Raw genomic sequence first — 22,326 nt, 5'->3', positions numbered from 1 at the left:
ATTCAGTTCCCACGGGACCCTCCTCCTATCCGCGTTGTCTCGAACCCCGAGATGATCTTTCCTCAAGGCGACGGTCGTAAAGCGCGCCCAGAGAGCTTGACTGCATCACCTTACGAAAATAAGCTTTATCGTAAGGTGTCGGAGTCCGCCCAGGGAGGACAACCCATGCTCGTCAAGGTACCGGCGAAGCGACAAGTCACGTTTCCGGCGCATGTCCTTGACGTCATGGGCGTCCGACCCGGCGACCGTCTCGAACTGCTGGAGGGGCCCCACGGCTTCGTCATACGACCCCACAAGATCGATCTGTCGCGTTTGGCCCCGCTAAGGGAGCAAATCGACCCCGACATCGCGCCCTTTGACGTTCACGCCTTCCGCGCCCAGCGACATGATCCTTCGCTACGGGATTGACACATCCGTCCTCGTGCGCCTGCTCACGGGCCGACCCCGGGATCGGTTCGCCCATACGGTGCGGCACCTGACGACGCTGGTCGGAGACGGCACCACCGTGGTGGTTTCCAATCAAGTGATCGGCGAGGCCTACGTCGCCCTCCAGCACCACTTCGGCGTGCAGAAGCCCGCCGCTCGTTCCGCCCTGATCCAGGTGCTGGGCAGCGGCCTGGTCGCACCTTTGAACGGGCTCTCGGTGATGAGGCTCCTGGACGCCTCGAGCGGCGCGGGGCTGCCTGATCGGCTCATCGCCGACGACTACGCGCATTCAGATCTCGACACCCTGACCCTGGACAAGGCGATGGCCAGCCTCCCCCGCGCCCGGTTACTTGACGCCTGACGTTCCCGCGGGGCATATTCGACGATATTCAGCGAAGCTCGTGTGTCACGTGATTGTCGTAATTCCTAAACGGGTAAGTGCTCGTCACACCGCAACCAACGTCTGAATCACGACCCGGTCCACTCCAAAACTGTCCATCATATGAAGCAGTACACGATCCCCTTGTGCATCGAGCAAGGTCGTCGTCCGGGCAAGCCTCACGACGAACTCCATACGCGCACTAGCGACATCCCACACTTGCCATTGCACGACATCCTGGCCGGGCATTACGAATAGACGGAGCCACAGTCGACCATCGAAATCCACGAAGAGCTTATCAACCCCTGGCGTTACCGCATTCGCTGGCACGGTTGGATGTTCCCGACTTGCCATTGCCGTTCTACCGAGTCGTTCCCTTATTTCCGGGGCGTTGAACCGCTGCTCCCTCTCGGCGATTCTCTCATGTCGAGCCAGTTGAACATGGTCCTCCGACACGTCCAGCCCTCGCGGTAACGGGATTCTCCCCGTCACCGCCCCGTCTCGGTTCAAGAGCCGTACGGTCGGTGAATCCGTCTGTGCAACCACGAGTCTCTCGCCAATCCGTCCCTCGAGGACTCGCTGGCCGAAGTGTATCCCGGTCGTACCCTTGCGCCCATCCGCTAATCTGTAACCGTACTTCTCATCGCCTATCTCCTGTGCGATCACCCTGACCTGCTCGTCACCAGACGACTCGATGTATCGCACTGCGGCCCGAGACCGACCTTCCACCCACACGCTGGTGTTCCGGGTGTCACGAAACACTACTGCGCCGTCCACGAACGCTGCCACTGGTCGAACCAGCATGTTTTCGAACTTCATCACGTCGTAGCGTCGCGTGCCGAGCAGTGCCCCTCCGGTAGAGAATGTCGTGAGCCTAGCCAACACGAAATCTCGCAATACTACACCATCGGGACGTCGCAGAACATCAAAAATGGATCTAAACTCCCCAGGTCCCTCTCCAGCCCCCCCCTGCGTCTCCACATCGCCGGTTCCAAGGTCCACGAACTGGAGCCACGCCTCGTCCACAATAAGTATGCGCTCAGGGCTGAGGAACAACGCTGTGTTGAGTTTCTCCAATTCCGACACCGAAGTATTTCCGTGCCGGAACGAGTCGAACATTGAGTGCTCAGACGGCTCACGTATCTCTACCTGCTGCCGCGTCCCAGTCTCCGGCGGCGGTAGCGACCTTACGGCTCGCTCTAGTCCCTCCGCCCCAACGAACACGCCCCCAAGCGTCACAAACGTGGGAGTACCTGCTATGCCCAGTGATGCGGCCAAGTATCCATCTTCATTCAACCGCCCTTCAGCATCCGCACTCACGCACGTACGGAAAGCTGCCGCCGCTACGTCTCCCAACCGGTCGCCGAGCGCCGACCAGTGCTCGCTATCCACCGACACGGGCTCTTCCATCAAGGCTCCGTGAATCTCTCCAAAGGCCCCGACTCGCTCTCCACACACAGCCGCCACGGCGCGATCACGTGCCGTCGCGTGAAGACCCACAAGGGGCAAGTGCCGCACAACTACGGTCACGCCCTCCCGAACTACTGCCTCCGACACCGCACTCGAAACCAATCTGCACGACGGGCACTCGTAATCCACAAACTCAACTATCGTCCTACGCTCATCCGGCGATTGCGGCTCCAATTTGCTGTCCGCGTCCGTCAACTCTACCCACAGCTCCGCGATTCGGCGTTTGACGCTCCGTTCCTCGTAACGGTCACCAATCCAACCGCCGACCGGCCCCGACGGACCAAGCAACAGCACGCACAGTGTTACAATGATTGCAACGTTCGCGACGACGTTCAGTTTTTCCTTCACGACAACCCTCTCCCCTCTCCGCGCGGGTTTTTTGCCGACTTCCTTTTCGTTTGCTTGAGAATTCACGTCCACCCGGGAGCGCTGACGCCTTTCACTTCATCCTCTATCGGACAACATCCGCTTCAGTCTCAATCCTACACTTAGGACCAATGCTAGAACACGCAGTTTGTGAGAATAGGGCCGCCGTTACACAACAGCACCCAGCAATCCGCGTTTGCTACCTCACAAATCTGGCATGTGCCAGGACCCGGGAGATCCTCGGGTCTGCATCTTGCCCAAGATCTGATCGCAGTGGCTCAATCATGTATAATGTCTCCGTTCTTTGGGTTTCGATTGGAGGCGCAGGACCGAGCGTTTCGGTTCCGCGCCCGCGTGGGTCCGCAGATGCTCGGGGTGAAGGTCGGCGGCCGCCGGAGTCGACCGACTCACGGGCACGTCCAGCGCCCAGCACCTTGTCGACGCGGGGCTGGAGCCCGGTAGCCAGATCTTCGAACCAGACGATTTCCGACACCCTGACGTCCCTCAAACCGCGAGCAACGTCGGGGTCGCGGTCGGTCACGAGAACGATGGGAACCCACGCATCGTCCGTTCCAGTTCCTTCAAGAGCCCGGTCATCTCTTTCAGACGTCGGCTGCGGCAACCCAAGACCAGACACTCGAAAGGTCCGTCGCCGTTCGGGAACTGTTTGGAGCCGTGGACCACCCGCGCCGTGCCGCCAACGGCTTGCTCGATGAGCGCGGCGTCGTGAGCGGAATCCGTAAGAACTCCAATCATCTCGCGGCCTCGCCAAGATCATCGAAGACACGCTGCGTGATCTCTGCCTCACACGATGAGAGCCCGAGGCGGTCGACGAGCTCTAGAACGGTGCGGACAACCGGCCTGTTGCGGTGGGTGTAGCTCCGGCTGATGCGCGCGTTGCCTCGAGCTTTACCCATGCGTGCACACACCTGTCCTGCCAGGTCGCTGCAACGGTGGGTGGTAGCGGCTCCGGGGCAGGGGCGACGGCGGCTTCAATCCCGTTTTCCGGCGACGCTGGCCAAGCACTGGGCGAATTCGGTCACGGCTGTCTTGAACTGAGGCACGAAGTCGGCCTGTTCCTCGGACGAGTAACAGCTGAGCGCCCGCTCGAAGTTCGGGACCTGCGATACGAAGGCATCGACTGCCGCTTCGTCGATGCCTTTGACGAGCCGGCGGAGGGTCGCCCTCATCTCCTGCTGCTGAGACGGAGTCGCCGACTTGTAGAGTTCGACGAAGGCCAACTCGAACGCGAGCCAGTCCACCCAGTCGGAGTAGGAGATGTCCGCCTTCATCGCGTGAGCTCCGGGAGCCGGAAGCGGCCGATCCACGGCGTGGGTTCGAGTCCGCTCGCGTAGAGCCACGTGTCGGAGGCGTCGATCGCGATGGCCTCCGCGCTCCGGTCGAGGCGCAGCGTCCTCACGTATGCGCCGTCCCAGGTGTAGACCTGCACCTGCTGCGACGCCCAGACGGGCCCGTCCTCATCCACCCTCCGTCCCGAGAAGACGCCGTACAGGTAGCGTTGGGTGGCGGCCAGGTCCGTGAAGCCGTAACGCGTCTCCGGACTGATGGCCATTACGCCCCGCCCGCTGCTCGATTGTCCCTGGGCCCACGCGGGCTGGAAGGGGTCGGGCACCGCCGCCCGGGCGATCGGAACGCCGTCATGGTCGAAGATCTCGAGCAGCCCGCCGAGGAGCGTCGCGGCGGCCAGGCGGTCCCCTGCGGGATCGGCCACGACCCAGCTCTCGTACGCCTGCGGGAGCGTCGTCCCCGGCGCCTCCGCCACCTCGGGCGGGAAGCCCAGGATGGTGCGGTCGTAGCTCCGGTTCGCGTGGTAGCGACCGATACGACCCTCTGTGATCCATCCGCCGGCGAACCACGTCCCGTCCGAAGCGCGCACGAGTGCTCCGGCGATCGGACCGTTCAGCGGGACGGTCTCCGGGTTCACTTCCGCCCCCGCTTCGATCTCCGGCAGGGACAACCGCGTGAGGCGCTGATGGATGCCATCGAGGATCCAGACCTCGTCGGGCGATTCCGCGGCCCCGATCACGATCTGCTCCGGGTCCTTGAACTCGCCCGGCCCGTCGCCCTGGCGGCCATAGGAACCGAGGCGCCCCGGCGTCTCGAGATCGACGACGTGAACCGACGGCTCCAGCATCGCATCCAGCGCCACCACGCGGTCTCCGGCCAACGCGATCTCGACGATCCAGCCGAGCGAGTCGTCCGCGAAGACGGCCTCCGGCGTCAACTCGGGAAGGCTGCCGGTGTCGAGCGCGGCCGGTTCCGCCTGACGACACGCGCCGATCGCCAAGATCGCGACCGCCAGCCCGATCACCGACCGCCTCATTCCGACTCGATCAGGGCTCAACGCAGCGCGGCTTGCGATTGTTCATCTGCATGTCCGGACAGATGCAATCCACCTTCGATATGCTCCCGCAGTCTGCCTCCGCACACGACGCGGTGGACAACCGCAATCCTGCGGAGCCATCTGCCTTTCCCGCGACCGGAACGGCGGCCGCGATCAGCGCGACTGCAATGATCATGGCGAATCGCTTCAGGGTCATCTTTCGCTCCCTTTCAATTGGGTTAACGACGACAGCGAGCCATCTCGCAGCATGAGTGTGAGGCGGAGTGCCGTTGCAAGATCTTCTCCGCGATACCGCAGAATGCCAGTGGCATCCACAACGAAGCACTGAACACCCTTCCAAGCACCTAGCGCTTCCCAGACTTCGGATCGGCCGTCGTAGAGGAAGGGGGGGATCGAATCGGCGCGATCAGGTGCGCCAGTCTGAGTCTCGTTCGGGGGATCGGGTTCGACGGCGACCAACAACATCTGTGCGCCCTCCGCTCCAAGGTTCGCGGCGTTGGCCTCGAGCAGGTCAAAGCTCTCGGAAGGGACAAGGCTCGGTTGCAGGCTGTGGATCACGAGGGTCACGTCGCCGCCGGTCGCCTCGTGCAACGTGCTCTCTTTGCCGGAGGCAGTCGCGAGACGGGCGCTTCCGTTGACCCACTCAGCGAGCAGTGACGCTGCCAGGTGCTCCCGCCACGCCGCGCGCGCTACAGCCAAGCGGCCTTCCGTCGGTGCAATCGCCCAGTCTTCTCCTTCAGGCACGTGTGGTTCGAGCGGGATGACGGGGTCCGCCTGCGCGAGCGCCAGCAACTGGGCGGCGCGAGTCGATGACCCGGCCTCCGCGTGGAATCTCGCTAACTCCACGAAGACACGGGGGTTCCAGCTGAGTTCGGCGGCGCGCTCGAAGGCATCGAACGCCCCTGCCCGGTCGCCTCGGGTCAGCCGCAGCCGTCCGAGGAGCACCTGCAGGCGGGCCAGACTCTCGGCGGCCTCCGCCTCGAAGTTGGCTCGCGTCCCGGCAAGCGGCCGATCCGGGCCGAGCCAGTCCGGCTGCCCGTTCAACTGTTGCAGGATCCACTCCTCGGCGATCGCCCCAAGAGCGGGCACCTCAGCCATGCCTTCCGTCACTTCGACATCGAGCCGGGAATCTCGAAACACAGCGTCGGATGCGTACCTTTCGAGCCAGACCCTTGTGAGGGCCGGATCGGACACCTCCTGGGCGAGCTGCAGCCCGACCTGGGCAACCGAGGGCATCGGTGCGAGCCTCCAACTCCGGTCCAGCGCGTCCAGTTTTTCTGCAGGGGACGTGGACGACCGCAGGATCGTCCTCAGGCGAGCCTGCGACGCGTACTCGTGCCGGGGATGTTCGGCGGTCAACTCGCTCCGCCAGTAGGCCTCGATATCCTCCCGCCCGAGGAGGCGGGCGTAGAGGCTCAAGGCATGCATTTCGCCCGGCCCGGGGGCCCTCAGCCGTGCAGCCGCGTCCATCCGTTCAAGGCGCTCGCCGTGCGCGCCCGGCGGGGTCTCCCCGGTGTCCTCAAGCGGCGCACCCCGCTCATACAGGAGGAGTGCTGCCCATAGCTCGGGTCGCTCGGGGTACTCCGACAGCGCCTGCCCGGTCACCTCGACGGCCCTCGCGGGGCTCAAATCCGCGGTGGCCAGCACCTGGTACAGGCGGGCGTCCAGCGTCGCTCGGCCTTCCGCGTCCGTCTTGAGATACTCCCAGGACCGGCCGAAGTCGCTGTCGATGTAGTTCCCGTCCAGGTGTTCGACGGCGGCGACCGCGTACACGGCGCCGGGGGGCAGACCGACCGCGCCGGAGAATACGCCGGGGTCCTCCCGGGAGAGTTCGACGACGCGGTATCCGGGTTCGGTCTGCGCGAAACGGAGGGAGTCGGGCACCCAGTATCGCAGCCGCGCCCGGAGGCCGGGTTCCGCCGCCAGCGGCGAGACCGTCTCGTACCGGAGCGTGAGCGCGCCCGGCTCCTCTCGGTGGAACCGCAGGGTGCTCGCACCGGCCATGGCGCGCTCGGGTCCGATCGTCAATGCGAGGACGGCCGCGATCCCTGCGATCAGGAAGGCCCCTCCCGAGAGAACCAAGCGTCGGGAGAACGCAACCGACTGCGCCTCCGCAACGGGGAAAGGGATCGCGGCGGCACTGCCCGCTTCCTGCGGGTAGATCTCTTCGAACAACCCATCAGGTGGATTCGGCGTGGGAAGGGCGCGGAGTGCGGCACTCAACTCGCGAATGAGCCGGACCTCGCGCCGACAGATCGCGCACGAACGAAGGTGTTGCCGCACGGCAGCGGCGGACGGTCCGGACAACTCCCCGTCTGCGTAGCGGTTCAGCGTCCATTCATCGATATGTTTGCAGGATTCCATCTCTCAGCTCCCCTATCACTCCGACAGCCTGGCGCGAAGCTGCTTCCGCGCCATGTACAACCGCCCCTCCGAGGTCGCGCGCTCGATCTGGAGAAGCTCGGCGATCTCCCGGTGTGAATACCCCTCCAGCTCCTTGAGAACGACGACCCTCCGCAGCCCCTCCTCGAGCGAAGTCAGCGCGCGTTCCAGCGCGATCGAATCCAGGATCCGGGACTCCGGCGAGGCGATCACCTCCTCCTCGTCGGGCGCGGCGGCCATCGCGATCTCCTGTCGCCTCCGCTCCGACCGGACGTGTCTGAGGGCGGTGTGAACCGTCACGGAACGAAGCTAGGGGCCCAGCGGCCGCTTGCCATCGAAGCGCCGGAACATCTCGGGAAGGTCGGCAAGGACACCGTGCATCACGTCCCGAGCATCGGCGGACGACTCCGTCAAGCGGTACGCAACGGCGAACAACTGCCCCGAGTACTCCTCGTACAGGGCGTGCAGCGCTCGGCGATCGCCGCGCGCCGCCCTGCGCGACAATTGCTGCTCCCGGTCCGCGGTCATCAAACCGCGCCACCTCGCGCAACCAGGCGTGCCCTCTTGCCTCTTTCCACGGAGGATTTCGTCCTTGTCGTCGGGCCCCTGCGCCGGAACCGATGGAGCCGGCGTGAATCATCCCTCTACAATTAATGGTCCTCCCGAGGGCAAAACTTCGCGAGCGACCATCCGGCTTTTCTCGACGGAGAGGGCCGTAAACGACGTTTTTTTGATCGATAACTGTAGTGATGACAATGTGATATAAGTGTTGAAACTTAAAAAAGCGTCATCGAAAATTGGACGGCGCTCGCTGCCGTTGGCGCTCCTCACGACGGCGTGCCAACTCGACGTGCCGGGCGCGCTTACCGGCCGCCGGGTGGGGCGACGGCGGCCTGCCCCGAGTTGCCGGGGCAGGGCGGCCGTACGCTTCGCGGGGCTCCGCGGGGAGCCGTCGTGCGCGCGGGTCTAACCGAGACGGATCACGCCGCGGCAGTGGTCGGGTCGCATGTGTTTCTCCTTTGAGCCCGGTCGTCCGTTACCGAAAGCGCGCCAGAAAACGGCGCACCCGGTAACACAAACGCCTCCGGCTTCAAAAACCTTACATCACACCCTGCTTCGTCCAGATCACGACGGCGCCGCATCGCGCGTCGGAGCCGCCGAACGCGAGGACCCCGCGTTCATGCGCCGATTCCTCCCCGATCAGGCGATCCCGGGGATACGGCCGGTGAGCACGGCGTCACATCAGTGGTAGAGGACGTTGACCAGGGCGAGGGGGATCGCGGGCACGTACGTCACCAGGAGCAGGACGGCGACGAGGACGGCGACGAAGCGGAGGTTGACCTTGCTCACCTCCCAGATGTCCGCCTTGGCGACGGAGCAGGCGGTCACGAGCACGCTCGCCACCGGCGGCGTCTGCTGGCCGATGCCGAGGTTGAGCGTGACGATGAGGCCGAAGTGCACGGGGTCGATCCCCGCCGCGCGCACGAGCGGCATCACGATGGGGACGACGAGGATGATGGCCGCGGCCGAGTGCAGGAAGAGGCCGATGACGAGGAAGAAGACGTTGAGCAGCGCGAGGATGAGCCACTTGTTCGCCGTGAGCCCCATGATCCCGGCCGCGACCGCCTGCGGGAGCCGCTGTTCGGTGAGGTAGTCGCCGAGCAGGGCGGAGGTCGCGACGAGGAGCATGACGACGGCCGTCTGTACCCCGCCCTCGAGCATCGCCTCGCGCAGGTGAGCGAGGTCGAGTTCGCGATAGATGAGTCCGCCCACGACGAGCGACGCGACGACGGCGAGCCCGGCTCCCTCCGTCGCCGTCACCCAGCCGCTGAAGATCCCGCCGAGGATGATCGCGGGCAGGAGCAGCGCCCACCCCGCCTCGCGCGCCGTCGTCCAAACGCGGCGGAGTTCGAACCGTCCCTCCACGGGGAAGTCGTGGCGGCGGGCGTAGAGCCAGGCCACGAACATCAGCAGCAGGCCGCCGAGCACCCCGGGCACAATGCCGGCGACGAACAGCTCGACGACCGAGGCCTCGGCCATGACGCCGTACAGAATCATGGGGATGGACGGGGGGATGATGACGGCGAGCGTGGCCGAGGAGGACGTCACGGCCGCGGCGAAGGGCGTCCGGTAGCCGCGTTTCTTCATGGCGGGGATGAGGATGGAGCCGAGCGCGGCGACATCGGCCACGGCGGAGCCCGAGATCTCGGCGAAGAAGAGCGAGGCGGAGATGCCGACCATCGCGAGGCCGCCGCGGATGAACCCGACGATCGCGGAGGCGAAGGCGATGAGCCGGCGCGAGATCCCGGTCGCGTTCATGATCGCGCCCGCGAGGATGAAGAGCGGGATGGCGATGAGCGGGAACGAGGTCGCCCCGTCGAACAGCACGAGGCCGGCGTTCGGGAGCATGGCGACGCCGCCCGAGGCGGCTATGGCGACGAGCGCGACGATCCCGAGCGCGACCGCGATCGGCACGCCGACGGCGATGAGGAGCAGCAGGCCGGCGAAGAGAACGAGGAGGGTCATAGCTCCCCCTCCCCGATCGCCTCACCGGCGGCCTCACCGGTCGCATCGCCGGCCGAGACCGTCTCCCCGGAGCGGGCGTCCTCCGGGGAGAGCGCGTCCCTCAGCCCCAGAAGCTGTGCGACGATGAAGAGGACGGCCCCGATGGGGATCACGGACTGCGCCAGCGCCGCGGGCACCGACGGCAGGCTGACGAGCGTCGTCCCCTCGAGCACGCGGACGACCTGCCAGCCGGCCCACGCGACGGCGGCAAAGAAGGCGATGATGGCGCCCTCGGCCGCGAGCACGACGGCGAGCCGCGCGCGCCCCGTGAGGCGCTCGACCAGCGTGGGCACGCCGATGTGCGCCCGGCGCAGCGCCGCGAGCGCGGCCCCGTAGTAGGTGAGCCATGCGAGGAGGATCGACGCGACCTCGTCGTACCACACGAGCGCCGCCCCCGCCTTCCGGAACCCGACTCCCACGACGACAACGATGGCGAGCGCCGCGAGGAGGACGAGCACCGCCCCCTCGAGGAAGCGCCGGACTCCCGTCTTCACCATGGCCCGGTTACGAGCCGGCCTCCCGGGCTCCGGCCGCGCGCGCCCTGTCGATGAGGGACTGTCCGCCTTCGACGGTCGCCGCGAACTCCTCGTACACGGGCTCGCTGGCGGACTCGAAGCGCGCCGGATCCGCCTCGTTGATCTCCATCGCCGTGGCCTCGAGTTCGGCGAGCAACTCCTCGTCCATGCGCGCGGCCGTCTCGTACACGAACGTCTGCATCTCCCGCGCGATCGCCTCCACCTCGGCGCGAACGTCCTCCGGGTGACGCTCCCAGGGCCCGGATCCCGTCGTGACGAAGGCCGGGCTGTACACGTGTCCGGTGAGGGAGAGGTAGTCCTGCACCTCGTGCAGCTTGGAACTCGTCACCTGCGTGAGCGGGTTCTCCTGTCCGTCCATCACCCCCGTCTGGAGCGCGACGAACACCTCGGAGAAGGGCATCGGCGTCGGGTTCGCGCCCAGCGCCTGGAAGAGCTTCACGCGCCACACGCCGCGCGGCGTGCGCAGCTTGATCCCGCTCAGGTCCTCCGGCCCGTGGATGGGTCTGCGGGAGTTCGTGATGTGACGGAACCCGTTCTCCCACACCGCGAGGACGCGGTAACCGCCCTCCTCCGCGCGCGGAGCCAGTTCCGGCCACACGACGGCCTCCTCGATCCGCTTCATGTGCTCGCGGTCGCGGACGAGGTACGGCATCTCGAACAGCCCGAAGGCGTCGACCATCGAGGACATGATCGTGGAGGGGATGGACATGTCGAGCGTGCCGAGCCTCAGCCGCTGAAGCATCGCGTCGTCGCCGCCGAGCTGGCTCGCGCCGTAGACGTGGAGTTCGGCGCGGCCGGCGAGCCGTTCGTTCACGCGGCGCGCGAACTCGTTGGCCGTCACGTCGTAGAGCGAGCCGGGAGAGCCGACGTGCCCAAGGGAGAGTTCGACGACCCCCGGTTCCCCGCCCTCTCCCCCGCACCCGAAGGAGAGGAGCGCCGCGGCGACCGACGCGACGGCGAGCACCGGGGTCCGTCCCACGGGCCGCTTCATGCCCCGGCCAGGAAGTCGGCGGCGGCGGACAGGCCGCCGGGTTCGTGCGCGATTCCGCTCATCTTCAGTCCCATCTCCACCCCGGCCAGCGCTCCCATCAGCGTGAGTTCGTTGAGATCCCCGAGGTGTCCGATCCGGAACACCTTCCCCTTGAGGGGGCCGAGACCCGTCCCCAGCGACATGTCGAAGCGTTCGAGCACGACGCGACGGAACGCATCCGCGTCCTCCCCATCCCCCACCATCACGGTCGTTCCGGCGCTCGACACCGCCGTCGGATCCTGACAATAGTTGCGCAGACCCCAGGCGGCGACGGCCCGGCGCGTGGCCCCGGCGTGGCGGGCGTGGCGGGCGAAGGTGGCTTCGGCCCCCTCTTCGCGCAGCATCGCGAGCGACGCCTCGAGCCCGTAGAGGAGCGTCGTGGGCGGCGTGTATGGAAAATAGCCGCCCTCGTTGTCCTTCAGCATCGCCGTCCAGTCGAAATACGAGCGCGGCGCCCCCGGCCCCGCGCGGTGGCGGGCGAGCGCCTTCTCGCTCACGGCGCAGAACCCGAGGCCGGGCGGGAGCATGAGCCCCTTCTGCGAGCCGCACACGGTGACGTCCACGCCCCACTCCGCCTGCCGGAATGGCGTGGCGGCGAGCGAGGAGACGGCGTCGACCATGAGGAGGGCGGGATGGCCGGTCGCGTCGAGCACCGTCCGCACGGCCGCGATGTCGCTGGTGACGCCCGTGGAGGTCTCGTTGTGGACGACGAGCACGGCGCGGATCTGCCCCTCCCGGTCGTCCGCAAGCCGCGCCGCGATCCTCTCCGGGTCCGCGGGGCGCCGCCAGTCCCCGTCGATGGCCTCCACTCGCAGGCCGAGGTCCCGTCCCACGTCTCCCCACTTCGAGGCGAAGAACCCGTGGTTCCAGAGGAGGACGCGGTCGCCGGGGGAAAGGACGTTGGCGAGCGCGCTCTCCCAGCACCCGGTCGCGGAGGAGGGGAAGATGAAGACGTGCGCGGGGTCTCCGAACACCCATTTGAGTCCCTCGAACAGGCCGAGCACCATCTCGCCGAACGCGGGTCCGCGGTGGTCGATGACGGACCGGTTCATGGCCTGGAATACGCGCTCGGGCACCGGGGTCGGGCCCGGAAGCTGGAGGAAGTGTCTTCCGCCGCGGTAGGTCAAAGGTGGCTCGCTCTTGTCAGGTCGGGGCTTCCGCCGATACAACTTGGCTCGTGACCCGCCCAATCTCTCACGACCGCGCCGGTTCGCAACGGCCCCGGCCCGGACTCGACACTCGACGCGAGGCCCGGCTCGAAGCTCGACTTCGGGCGGGGCTCCGGGGAGAGGTCCGGTTCGACCGTTTCACGCGCGGGCTGTACAGCACGGACGCGTCGATCTACCAGGTCGAGCCGCTGGGGGTCGCGTTCCCGGAATCCGCCGCCGACGTGCGGCGGGCGGTGGAACTCGCGGGGGAGCACGGGACGTCGGTCGTCGTGCGGGGGGCGGGGACGTCGCAGAGCGGCCAGTCGATCGGGCGGGGGTTGATCCTCGACACGAGCCGGGGGCTGGACGGGGTGCGCGACTTCGATCCCGGGGCCCGGCGCGTAGTCGTCGAGCCGGGGGTCGTCCTGGACCGGCTGAACGCGTTCCTGCGGCCACACGGGCTCTTCTTCCCGATCGACGTGGCGACGGCGAGCCGCGCGACGCTGGGGGGCATGGCCGGCAACAACAGCGCGGGGTCGCGGTCGGTGCGCTACGGCCACATGGTCGAGCACGTCCGAGGCATCGAGGCGGTGCTCGCGGACGGCCGGCGGGTCGAGTTCCGCCGCGACGCCACGCCGGGCGCGGTGCCTGGGGACGGCCTCGGAGCCGACATGCGGGCGCTCTACCGGCGCGAGGCGGACGAGCTGGCGCGGCGGGTGCCGGACGTCCCCCGGCACGTGGCCGGCTATGCGCTGCACCGCCTGGGCCGGGAGGGCGCCGGGCTATCGGATCTTCTCGTGGGTTCGGAGGGGACGCTCGCGCTCTTCACCGCGCTCGAACTCGACCTTCAGCCCATTCCCGCCGTGCGCGCGCTCGGCGTGTGCCGCTTCGACGGGACCGGCGAGGCGCTGGCCGCAGTTCCGGCGATCGTCGCGCTCGAACCGACGGCGGTGGAACTGTTCGACGCGACCGTGCTCGGGCTGGCCGCGCAGATGCCGAGTTTCGAGCGCGTGCTCCGACAGCTCGGGGAGGACGGGAGCGGCCCGCCGCGCGACATCCTCGTGGTCGAGTTCGCCGGGGACGACCCGGAGCGCGTTTCGTCCTCCCTCTCGCGGCTCGAATCCGCGCTGGGCGGGACCGCCCTGGGAGTCACCCGCGCGGAATCCCCCGCCTTCCAGGCCCGCATCTGGGCGCTGCGCAAGGCGGGGCTCAGCATTTCAATGTCCCAGCCCGCCGCGCGCAAACCGCTCGCCTTCATCGAGGACTGCGCGATCCCGCTCGAACGGCTGCCGGAGTGGTATCGCCGGCTCACCGAGATCATCGACCGCCACGCCACCCACGCCGTGTGGTACGCGCACGCGTCCGTCGGCTGTCTCCACGTGCGGCCGGCGCTCGACCTGCGGGACGGGGACGACGTGGAGCGGCTGCGCGCGATCGCGGTGGACGCCTTCGCGCTGGCGGGCGAGCTGGGCGGCTCCCATTCCGGCGAGCACGGGGACGGCTGGATCCGGTCGGAGTTCCTCGAGCCGATGCTGGGCGCGCGCCTCGTCTCCGCCTTCGGAGAGATCAAACGCCGCTTCGATCCGGAGGACGTCCTGAACCCCGGGAAGATCGTCGACCCGCCCCGCATGAACGAACCCTCGCTCCTGCGGGCCCGGTACGGACTGGAGGCCCGGAAGCTGCCGACCGCGCTCGACTGGAGGGCGTGGGGCGGGTTCTCGCCGGCCGTCGACATGTGCAACAACAACGGGACCTGTCTCAAGCGGAGTCCCGGCGTGATGTGCCCGTCCTTCCGCGCCACGAGCGACGAACGACATTCCACGCGCGGGCGCGCCAACGCCCTGCGGCTGGCGCTGTCGGGGCAGCTGGGGGAGGACCCGTGGACGTCGCCGGAACTGTACGAGGCGATGGACCTCTGCCTGGGCTGCAAGGGGTGCCGCCGCGAGTGTCCGACGGGCGTGGACATGGCGCGCATGAAGGTGGAGTTCCTGCACCGCCTGCGCGCCGAGCAACCGCTCTCGCCCCGGGACCGCGCGCTCGCGTACCTACCGCGCTACGCGCCGCTCGTCTCGCGCGCGGCCCCGCTCGTCAACCTGCGGAACCGGATCCCCGCGCTCGCCCGCCTCGGGGAACGCGTCGGGGGTCTGGCGGCCGACCGGCCGCTCCCGCGCTGGTCGTCGCAGCCGTTTTCCCTGCCCTCCCGGCTTCCCGCCGGGCTTCCCGCCCGGGAGAACGGCGCGCCGAGGGTCGCGCTCTTCGTCGACACCTTCACGCGCTATTTTGAGCTGGAGAACGCCCACGCCGCCGTTCGCGTGCTGTCGCGGGCGGGCTACCGGGTGGAGGAGGCCGTCACCGCGGGCCGGCCGCTCTGCTGCGGGCGCACCTTCCTCAACGCGGGTCTGGTCGAGGAGGCGCGGGTCGAACTCGACCGGACCGTCCGGGCGCTGAGCCGCTTTGTGGCGCGGGGGATCCCGGTGGTGGGACTCGAACCGTCGTGTCTCCTCACGCTGCGCGACGAACTGCCCGCGCTGGACTCGGGGCCCGAGGCCGCGGCGGTCGCGGACCGGGCCCGGCTGCTGACCGAATGGCTCGTCGAAGCGGCGGCGCTCGACGGGCTCGACCTCGCTCCTCTTCCCGTCCGGCGCGTCCGCGTCCACGGCCACTGCCACGAGAAGGCGTTCGGCGCGGACGGCCAGACGCTGGAAGTCCTCCGCGCGATCCCCGACCTCGAGGTCGAAGCGATCCCCGCCGGCTGCTGCGGCATGGCCGGCTCCTTCGGCTACGAGGCGGAGCACGCCGAAGTCTCGCGACAGGTCGCCGAACTCGAACTCCTCCCCACCGTCCGCGAACTGCGCGACGACGAATGGCTCGTCGCCAACGGCACAAGCTGCCGCCACCAGGTCGCCGACCTCGCCAACGCCACAGGCCGCCACGTCGTCACTGTGCTGTCGGACGCAACCTACCCTCCAGGCCGGGTGCTCAGCCAGTCGCACCCCTCGTCCGAGACCAGGAACATCAGAATCCAGGTCTGAAGTTTCTCCGAATCGTCGATTCGCCGGTCCAGAACGAATAGCGTATCGCCCCGGAAGGTCTCCATCGGCCGGATCTCGAAGTCGTGCGGAACGAGGGTGTCCACACACGCTTGTGAGAGGTCTGGCGAGAGGATCCCGACCCAGGTCTTGGCGGTGAGCACCGGCGTCGGCTCCATCCTCAGTGCCGTCTGGTCGTGGTGGGTGAACAGGAAACCGCCGCCCGGCCGCGGAAAAAGTTGGCGCAGTCGCGAACTCTCCTCCAACTGCTCGCGGCCCGGGATGCGCTCGATGTCGATGCGTTCCCTGAGGTCGGCCGGGACCCCCTTCCGCCTCGCCACCGGGATGGCCGCCGTGTCCACCACCTCGCCCCGCAGGTTCAAGACGAACATTTCGTCCAGTCCGGACCAGCCCTGCACGAACCGTTCGTCGGCGTACGCAAGCGAACCGATCCGAAAAAGGGTCGCATACGACCAGTTGCCGCTCCTGACTGATGCGGCGTATTGCTCCGGGAGTCCGCCCATGCTCACGAATTCGTCCGTGGCCGGCCGCCAACGAGTCAGCGATGTTTCGCGCTGGAGCTCGAAATCCGTCATCCAGACGTCCTCGCCGATCACCACCGGGGGCGTGATTCCGCCCAGCGCGGGAAAGTCCACAACCCGAATGGTCTCTCCGGTGTTTCGGTCGAAGACGTTCACTCGCCGCGACCCTGTGGTCTGGGCGGCTACGGTCGAATCGTCGATGAGCATCGGAGTTCTGGGCCCGCCGCGAAACTCTCCCGGCCCCTCTCCCGGCCGTCCGTACACGAGCATCAGACTGCCGTCTCTGCGGAACCGGAGGACCCGTGCCGAAAAGATGTCCGATATGTAGAAGGACCCGTCGAGGGGGTCGACGACCAGAGCGTATGGGTTGCCGATGTACAGCGTGTCGCCTTCCGGCAGCAGAATGCTGTCGACGGGAGCGAGAGTCGGCCCCGCCGCGTCCGCGGTCACGGGTTCGCCGGACTCGGAGCCGCAGCCCGGGATCAGGAACATCCCGCCGGCGAACAGCGCGACGCCGACACGACGGGACCAGCCCACTCCGCCTCCCTTACTGTCCTGAGATGTTCGATTCGGGGACGGCGGACATCGACTGGAGGCGCTCTCTGAGCGGGGGCGGGATCTCGATGCCACGCCAGTCGCGGCTGCCGTGCTCGCGGCGGGCGCAGACGACGGTCCAGTCGCTGCGGGCCACGACTTCCCTCTCCCCGGAACGGTCGACCGTGAATTCGGCGGCGTAGCGGATCGCCTTGCGGCGCACCTCGCGCACCCGAAGTCTCACGTCAACCTCGTCGCCGTAGCGGACGGCGCCCAGGTAGTCGCACGAGACGGAGACGCGCGGCATCCCGAAAACGGATTCCGCGCTCCAGCGAAAGCCGACGAGGTCGAACGACCGGTAGAGGGCGTGCTCGGCCTCCTCCATGAACTTCAGGAGCGCCGTGAAGTGGATGAGGTTCGCGGTGTCCGTATCCGCGAACTCCACGCGCCGCGTGTAGACGAACTCGGAAGCCATGCGGCAATCTATCACCCCTTCGAACCCAGGCAGCCCGCGACCTGGTCACGACACCAGGGTCGGCGGGTCGGGAGGCGCGGTGTCGGTTGAACCGAGGCACATCACGATCGAGCGGCGGGTGCGATTCGCCGTGCTCGAGCCGCACGAGCGGCCGGTAACGGAGATCTGGTTCGCCCTGCACGGGTACCACCAGCTCGCCCACCGCTTCCTGCGCTACTTCCAGCCGATCCACGAGGGGGCCCGGTGCATCGTCGCCCCCGAGGGCCTGCACCGGCATTACATCGGCGAGTCGCGGAAGGTGGGCGCCTCGTGGATGACGAGCGAAGACCGTCTCACGGACATCGACGACTACGTCGGCTACCTCGACCGGCTCCACGCGCACATCCTCGCCGAGGAGTCGCGACAGACTTCAGGCGGCTCGGCGCCCCCGCGGATCGTCGGACTCGGCTTCTCGCAGGGAGTCCACACCCTCTGCCGCTGGCTCGCGTTCGGCCGCGCCCGCATCGACCGCGCGATCCTGTGGGGCTCGACCGTTCCGCCCGACCTCGACCTGAGCGAGCATGGCGACGCGCTCTCCGCCGCCGACCTCCACCTCGTTGTGGGTGATGAGGACGAGTACTACGACCGCGCCGCCATCGACGCCCACGAAGCGCGCCTGGGCGCGGCCGGCGTCGCGTTCACCTCCCACACCTATCCCGGCGGCCACCGCCTGGACGCCGGCACCCTGAGGCGCCTCGCCGAGCCCGAAATGACTGGATAAGACGTTCCCGCGGGAACGTCTCGGGCTACCCTCTCGGCTCGCGGCCCTCGCGACGACGGCGGCGGCGGGCTTCGAGGCGGCGGAAGAGGAGGGGGCTTACGAGGCCCGACGTCGTGCCGCCGATGAGGGCGAGGATCCCCACGGGGCCGGGGTTCGAGAACGCCGGGAACTCGATCTGGGTGTTCATCCACATCCCGAGCGCCGCGAACACGACCGCGCCGACGACGAAGCCGATCCAGGTGAGACGGATCACGGAGCCGTGCGCCCGGCGTCTATGAGCCGCCGTCCCCGTCGCCGCCGCCCGGGAGACCGACGGTGGCGATGCACTCGATCTCCACGCGCGCGTCCAGCACGAGGCCGCCTACCGCCAACGCGCTGCGCGCCGGCCGGTGGTTGGGGAAGAATTCCATGTACGTGCGGCTCATGTCCCGAAAATCGGCGATGTCGGCCAGGAAGACGGTGCACTTCACGACCTGGTCCAGCGACGAGCCGTAGCGCTCGAGCGCGTCCCCGATGTTCCGCATCGTCTGTTGCGTCTCGGGGATGATCCCGCCCTCCACGAGCCCCTCGCCGGGCACGGTCCCGAGCTTGCCGGCGAGGTAGAGGACGTTCCCCACCCGCACGGCCTCGGAGAAGGGCGAGTTGGACCGTCCGCCCAGGTACTCGACGGAGTGCATCATTTCGGCCATCTCGGCGTGTTCCTGCGCCGCGAGCGGCGTCGCGGGCCCGAGAGCCGTCCCGAGCACCGCCAAGGCCGCGCCCAGTGTGAGAGTCGTGCCGGAAAGCTGTTTCCCTGTCATTTCTCCTCCTTCAAGACCCGGCTCATGGCGTGATGCGGGTCATCATGCGGGGGAAAGCGATCGTCTCGCGCAGGTGATCGATTCCGCACATCCACGTCACCGTGCGCTCGACTCCCAGCCCGAATCCGCTGTGTGTGAAGGTCCCGTATTTGCGGAGGTCCAGGTACCAGTCGTAGGACGCCTCCGGGAGCCCTTCCTCGCGGATGCGCGCGAGGAGCTTGTCGTGGTCGTCCTCCCGCTGGCTGCCGCCGATGACCTCGCCGTATCCCTCGGGCGCGAGCATGTCGTTGCACTTCACCGTGCGGGGGTCCTCCGGGTTCTCCTTCATGTAGAAGGCCTTGACCCCCTTCGGATAGTCGAACACGAAGAGGGGCTTGTCCCGGCCCTCGACGAGCAGCGTCTCCGCCGTGGCGCCGAGATCGGAACCCCATTCGATGTCGCTCCCCTTCGACTGCAGGAAGGCGACGGCGTCGGTGTAGCTGATCCGGTCGAACGGAGGCTGGATGGCCTCGAGTTTGGAGATGTCGCGGCCCAGCGCTTCGAGCTGATCGCGCTGGTTGAAGAGGACGCGCTTCACGATCCAGCAGATGAAGCGCTCCTGGAGCGTCATGTTCCCGTCGGAGTCGATCCAGGGGGCTTCGGGTTCCACCATCCAGAACTCGGTGAGGTGCCGGCGCGTCTTCGATTTCTCGGCCCGGAAGGTGGGGCCGAAGCAGTACACCTTGCCGAGCGCCGCGGCGGCGGCCTCCACGTAGAGCTGCCCCGTCTGCGCGAGGTACGCGGTGCCGAGATCGAAGTACTCGGTCTCGAACAGGGTGCCCGCCGACTCGCCGATGGCGCCGGTGAGGATGGGGGTGTCGACGTGAACGAACCCCTCGTGGTGGAGGAAGTCGTGGATCGCGCGGATGACCTCGTCCCGGATGCGCATGATCGCGATCTGCCGCGCGCTCCGCAGCCACAGATGGCGGTTCTCGAGGAGGAAATCGACGCCGTGCTCCTTGGGCTGGATCGGAAAGTCGGTCGACGGGCCCAGCACCTCGAAGTCCGACCCGGTGAGTTCGACGCCGGAGGGGGCGCGGGCATCGGAGCGCACGACCCCCGTCACGGCGACGCACGCCTCGTGTCCCACGGTGGTCAGCGGTTCCCACACCTCGGGCGGGACCTCGTTGCGCACGAAGACGCACTGGATCTCGTCCGTGCCGTCGCGAAGCACGAGAAAGGAGATCTTGCCGCTGGAGCGGAGACGCCGGACCCAGCCGCGGAGACGGACTTCGTCCCCGATGCGGGCGGGCAATTCGCGTATGGTGACGGTGTGTTCGGACATGGCGGCGACAAGTTGCGGCTCCCTTCGGGACGGGGCAAACGCAGCCGCCGGGGCGCCGGCCGGGTCAGCCGACGTGGTAGAGGGCCTCCCGCTGGGCGTAGCGGAGATCGAGTTCGTGACGGAACCGCCGGTGGGCCGGCTTCGAGAGCCCGGGGTCCGCGTCCACGATGGCGCGGGCCCGCCGGCGCGCGGCGTCCAGCAGGTCGACATCGCGGTCGAGTTGCGCGAACCGCAGGAGCACGGCGCCGTGCTGTTCCTTGCCGAAGAGGTCGCCCTGGCCGCGGATCCTGAGATCTTCCTCGGCGAGTTCGAATCCGTCGGTCTTCTTCTCGAAGGCGACGAGCCGCTCCGATGGCGTCTCGGAGGCGTGGAAGACGATGCAGTAGGACTGCTCGGCGCCGCGCCCGACGCGTCCCCGCAGCTGGTGGAGCTGCGCGAGGCCGAAACGCTCGGCGTCCTCGATGATCATCACGGTCGCGTTGGGGACGTCGATGCCCACCTCGATGACGGTGGTCGCGACGAGGAGGTTCGTGTCGCCCGCCAGGAAGCTCCGCATCGCCTCATCCTTCTCGGCGGAGGAGAGGCGTCCGTGCAGGAGCCGCACGGCGACGTCCGGGAAACGTGCCTGGAGTTGCTCGAACATGACCGTCGCGGCGCGGGCCTCGAGGGCCTCGGATTCCTCGACGAGGGGATAGATGACGTACGCCTGGCGGCCCGCCGCGAGCTGGTCGCCGAGGAAGTCGAACGCGGCGTCGCGGCTCTCGGGTCCGCGCACGGCGGTCCGGATCGGCCGTCGGCCGGGGGGGAGTTCGTCGATGATCGAGAGGTCGAGGTCGCCGTAGAGGACGAGGGCGAGGCTGCGGGGGATCGGCGTCGCGGACATCACGAGCGCGTCGGGCGCCTCGCCGCTCTCCCGGAGCCGGCGGCGCTGCTCCACGCCGAAGCGGTGCTGTTCGTCGATGACGACGAGTCCCGGGGACGCGAAGTCGACCCCTTCCTGGATCAGGGCGTGCGTCCCGACGACGAGACGGGCGTCGCCGGCCGCGATCCGCGCCAGCGTTTCCCGCCGCGCCTTCCCGGTGACGGCGCCGGTCAGGAGTTCGGGCTCCACGCCGAGGGGGCCGAGCATCTTCACGAAGGTGCGCCGGTGCTGCTCCGCCAGCAGTTCCGTCGGGGCCATGATCGCCGCCTGCCGTCCCGCCTCGATCGCCTTGAGCATGGCGAGCGCGGCCACCACCGTCTTCCCGCTCCCCACGTCCCCCTGCAGCAAGCGGTTCATCGGCGCGGGCCGGGCCATGTCCGCCTCGATCTGTGACCAGGCGCGGCGCTGGGCCGCCGTGAGTTCGAAGGGGAGGGCCTGCAGGAGCGCGCGCGTGAGCGTGGCCGGAGCGTCGAAGGCGATGCCGCGGACTTCGTGGCGAAGGCGCGCCCGGGCCCGGGCGTGGAGAAGCTGGAGAAAGAAGAGTTCCTCGAAGGCGAGGCGCCGCTGGCAGCGCCCGACCTGGGCGACGGCCGACGGGCCGTGCAGCGTGCGAAGGGCCTCCGCGAGCGGGGGAAGGTAGAGTTCTTCGAGCCAGCCGCCGGGAATCGGGTCGTCGTCTCCGAGGTCGGAGAGGAGACGGGAGAGGTTCAGCTCGATGACGGCGCGGATCTGCCGGTGCGTGAGCCCCTCGGTGGCGGGGTAGACGGGAAACACCCGCCCCTCGGCGGGACGCTCCCCGGAGTCCGCGGTTCGCTCGGCGGATCGGTCGCCGGAGGCGCCTCTCTCGTCGGAGGCGCGGGCCAGCACGGTGTGTTCCCGCGGCTGGAGTTGCTTGCCGTGGTAGAAGCGCACGGGTCCGGCGGTAAGCAGCAGGTCGCCCTTGTCGATCGTGCGGTCGAGCCACGGGCGTCCCGGCCAGGCGCATTCGATGTGGCCGGTCGCGTCCCGGAGCACGGCCCGGAAAACGCGCAGCCGGCGACGCGTGGGGATGACGCCCTTCGAGACCACGCGACCGATGACCGTCGCATCCTGACCGACCTTCAACTCGGAGATCGCGTCGACCGTAGTCGCGTCCTCGTACCGGTACGGGAGGTGGTAGAGGAGGTCCTGCCCCGTGTGAACGTCGATCTTCGCGAAGCGCTCCGCCCGCCGGGGGCCCACGCCCTTCAGGTACTGCACGGATCCCCGCAGGATGGAGCGCCCGGCCGTCACG

General features: G+C 68.0%; 21 protein-coding genes. 4 read left to right on the top strand and 17 right to left on the bottom strand.

What is annotated here, in order from left to right:
* Nucleotides 1-165 precede the first annotated feature (165 nt).
* Both RN729_RS00250 and RN729_RS00245 read left to right on the top strand, forming a co-directional pair.
* The gene (locus RN729_RS00250; RefSeq protein ID WP_310781474.1) at nucleotides 166-408 is read left to right on the top strand and encodes an AbrB/MazE/SpoVT family DNA-binding domain-containing protein; all 243 of its coding nucleotides are present in this window, start codon (nucleotides 166-168) and stop codon (nucleotides 406-408) included.
* The gene (locus RN729_RS00245; protein WP_310781473.1) at nucleotides 386-787 is read left to right on the top strand and encodes a hypothetical protein; all 402 of its coding nucleotides are present in this window, start codon (nucleotides 386-388) and stop codon (nucleotides 785-787) included. The genes RN729_RS00250 and RN729_RS00245 overlap by 23 nt, the downstream gene beginning before the upstream one ends.
* An 84-nt stretch (nucleotides 788-871) precedes the next feature.
* Here RN729_RS00245 and RN729_RS00240 read toward each other — a convergent pair whose 3' ends face one another.
* The 11 genes from RN729_RS00240 to RN729_RS00190 all read right to left on the bottom strand — a co-directional run bounded on the left by RN729_RS00240 (nucleotide 872) and on the right by RN729_RS00190 (nucleotide 12,646).
* On the bottom strand, nucleotides 872-2,695 hold the full coding sequence (locus RN729_RS00240) for a DsbA family protein (RefSeq protein ID WP_310781472.1): 1,824 nt from the start codon (nucleotides 2,693-2,695) through the stop codon (nucleotides 872-874).
* Between the two features lie 938 nt (nucleotides 2,696-3,633).
* Complete coding sequence (locus RN729_RS00235; RefSeq protein WP_310781471.1) at nucleotides 3,634-3,933, bottom strand: hypothetical protein; 300 nt, start codon at nucleotides 3,931-3,933, stop codon at nucleotides 3,634-3,636.
* Nucleotides 3,930-4,985, bottom strand: coding sequence for a BF3164 family lipoprotein (locus RN729_RS00230; RefSeq protein ID WP_310781470.1), 1,056 nt, complete (start codon nucleotides 4,983-4,985; stop codon nucleotides 3,930-3,932). The genes RN729_RS00235 and RN729_RS00230 overlap by 4 nt, the downstream gene beginning before the upstream one ends.
* A gap of 10 nt (nucleotides 4,986-4,995) precedes the next feature.
* On the bottom strand, nucleotides 4,996-5,202 hold the full coding sequence (locus RN729_RS00225; RefSeq protein ID WP_310781469.1) for a hypothetical protein: 207 nt from the start codon (nucleotides 5,200-5,202) through the stop codon (nucleotides 4,996-4,998).
* Nucleotides 5,199-7,370 carry a zf-HC2 domain-containing protein gene (locus RN729_RS00220; protein ID WP_310781468.1) on the bottom strand — a complete coding sequence of 724 codons (2,172 nt, stop codon included), beginning with the start codon at nucleotides 7,368-7,370 and terminating at the stop codon, nucleotides 5,199-5,201. Before RN729_RS00220 ends, RN729_RS00225 begins: the two co-directional genes overlap by 4 nt.
* Nucleotides 7,371-7,385: 15 nt before the next feature.
* Nucleotides 7,386-7,628 carry a sigma factor-like helix-turn-helix DNA-binding protein gene (locus RN729_RS00215; RefSeq protein ID WP_310781467.1) on the bottom strand — a complete coding sequence of 81 codons (243 nt, stop codon included), beginning with the start codon at nucleotides 7,626-7,628 and terminating at the stop codon, nucleotides 7,386-7,388.
* Nucleotides 7,629-7,697: 69 nt separating this feature from the next.
* Nucleotides 7,698-7,916, bottom strand: a complete 219-nt coding sequence (locus RN729_RS00210; RefSeq protein ID WP_310781466.1) for a hypothetical protein — start codon at nucleotides 7,914-7,916, stop codon at nucleotides 7,698-7,700.
* Between the two features lie 714 nt (nucleotides 7,917-8,630).
* A complete protein-coding gene (locus RN729_RS00205; RefSeq protein ID WP_310781465.1) occupies nucleotides 8,631-9,914 on the bottom strand; it encodes a TRAP transporter large permease in 1,284 nt (427 codons plus the stop codon).
* Complete coding sequence (locus RN729_RS00200) at nucleotides 9,911-10,450, bottom strand: TRAP transporter small permease (protein WP_310781464.1); 540 nt, start codon at nucleotides 10,448-10,450, stop codon at nucleotides 9,911-9,913. The genes RN729_RS00205 and RN729_RS00200 overlap by 4 nt, the downstream gene beginning before the upstream one ends.
* Before the next feature lie 7 nt (nucleotides 10,451-10,457).
* Nucleotides 10,458-11,480: a TRAP transporter substrate-binding protein gene (locus tag RN729_RS00195; protein ID WP_310781463.1), complete on the bottom strand. Its 1,023-nt coding sequence runs from the start codon at nucleotides 11,478-11,480 to the stop codon at nucleotides 10,458-10,460.
* A complete protein-coding gene (locus tag RN729_RS00190) occupies nucleotides 11,477-12,646 on the bottom strand; it encodes an aminotransferase class V-fold PLP-dependent enzyme (RefSeq protein ID WP_310781462.1) in 1,170 nt (389 codons plus the stop codon). Before RN729_RS00190 ends, RN729_RS00195 begins: the two co-directional genes overlap by 4 nt.
* 50 nt (nucleotides 12,647-12,696) lie before the next feature.
* Between RN729_RS00190 and RN729_RS00185 the strand changes: the two genes are divergently transcribed.
* A complete protein-coding gene (locus RN729_RS00185; protein ID WP_310781461.1) occupies nucleotides 12,697-15,699 on the top strand; it encodes an FAD-linked oxidase C-terminal domain-containing protein in 3,003 nt (1,000 codons plus the stop codon).
* Here the strand turns inward: RN729_RS00185 and RN729_RS00180 are convergent.
* Nucleotides 15,627-16,775 carry a hypothetical protein gene (locus tag RN729_RS00180; RefSeq protein ID WP_310781460.1) on the bottom strand — a complete coding sequence of 383 codons (1,149 nt, stop codon included), beginning with the start codon at nucleotides 16,773-16,775 and terminating at the stop codon, nucleotides 15,627-15,629. The two genes, RN729_RS00185 and RN729_RS00180, sit on opposite strands and share 73 nt — an antisense overlap.
* A gap of 10 nt (nucleotides 16,776-16,785) precedes the next feature.
* On the bottom strand, nucleotides 16,786-17,247 hold the full coding sequence (locus RN729_RS00175; RefSeq protein WP_310781459.1) for a thioesterase family protein: 462 nt from the start codon (nucleotides 17,245-17,247) through the stop codon (nucleotides 16,786-16,788).
* 79 nt (nucleotides 17,248-17,326) lie between these two features.
* On the opposite strand from RN729_RS00175, the gene RN729_RS00170 reads away from it, so the two are divergent.
* The gene (locus RN729_RS00170; RefSeq protein WP_310781458.1) at nucleotides 17,327-18,007 is read left to right on the top strand and encodes a hypothetical protein; all 681 of its coding nucleotides are present in this window, start codon (nucleotides 17,327-17,329) and stop codon (nucleotides 18,005-18,007) included.
* A gap of 25 nt (nucleotides 18,008-18,032) precedes the next feature.
* On the opposite strand, the gene RN729_RS00165 is transcribed toward RN729_RS00170, so the two are convergent.
* The 4 genes from RN729_RS00165 to recG all read right to left on the bottom strand — a co-directional run bounded on the left by RN729_RS00165 (nucleotide 18,033) and on the right by recG (nucleotide 22,325).
* Complete coding sequence (locus tag RN729_RS00165) at nucleotides 18,033-18,260, bottom strand: hypothetical protein (protein WP_310781457.1); 228 nt, start codon at nucleotides 18,258-18,260, stop codon at nucleotides 18,033-18,035.
* Nucleotides 18,261-18,279: 19 nt separating this feature from the next.
* Nucleotides 18,280-18,807: a RidA family protein gene (locus RN729_RS00160; RefSeq protein WP_310781456.1), complete on the bottom strand. Its 528-nt coding sequence runs from the start codon at nucleotides 18,805-18,807 to the stop codon at nucleotides 18,280-18,282.
* A 22-nt stretch (nucleotides 18,808-18,829) separates the two neighbouring features.
* Nucleotides 18,830-20,131 (bottom strand): asparagine--tRNA ligase, encoded by a 1,302-nt coding sequence (gene asnS / locus RN729_RS00155; protein WP_310781455.1) that lies wholly within the window; start codon nucleotides 20,129-20,131, stop codon nucleotides 18,830-18,832.
* A 64-nt stretch (nucleotides 20,132-20,195) separates the two neighbouring features.
* The gene (gene recG / locus RN729_RS00150) at nucleotides 20,196-22,325 is read right to left on the bottom strand and encodes an ATP-dependent DNA helicase RecG (RefSeq protein WP_310781454.1); all 2,130 of its coding nucleotides are present in this window, start codon (nucleotides 22,323-22,325) and stop codon (nucleotides 20,196-20,198) included.
* Between the last annotated feature and the right edge of the window lies 1 nt (nucleotide 22,326).

The organism is Candidatus Palauibacter polyketidifaciens (genome assembly GCF_947581785.1).
Lineage (GTDB): Bacteria > Gemmatimonadota > Gemmatimonadetes > Palauibacterales > Palauibacteraceae > Palauibacter > Palauibacter polyketidifaciens.
This window is presented reverse-complemented; position numbering and strand designations above follow the sequence as displayed.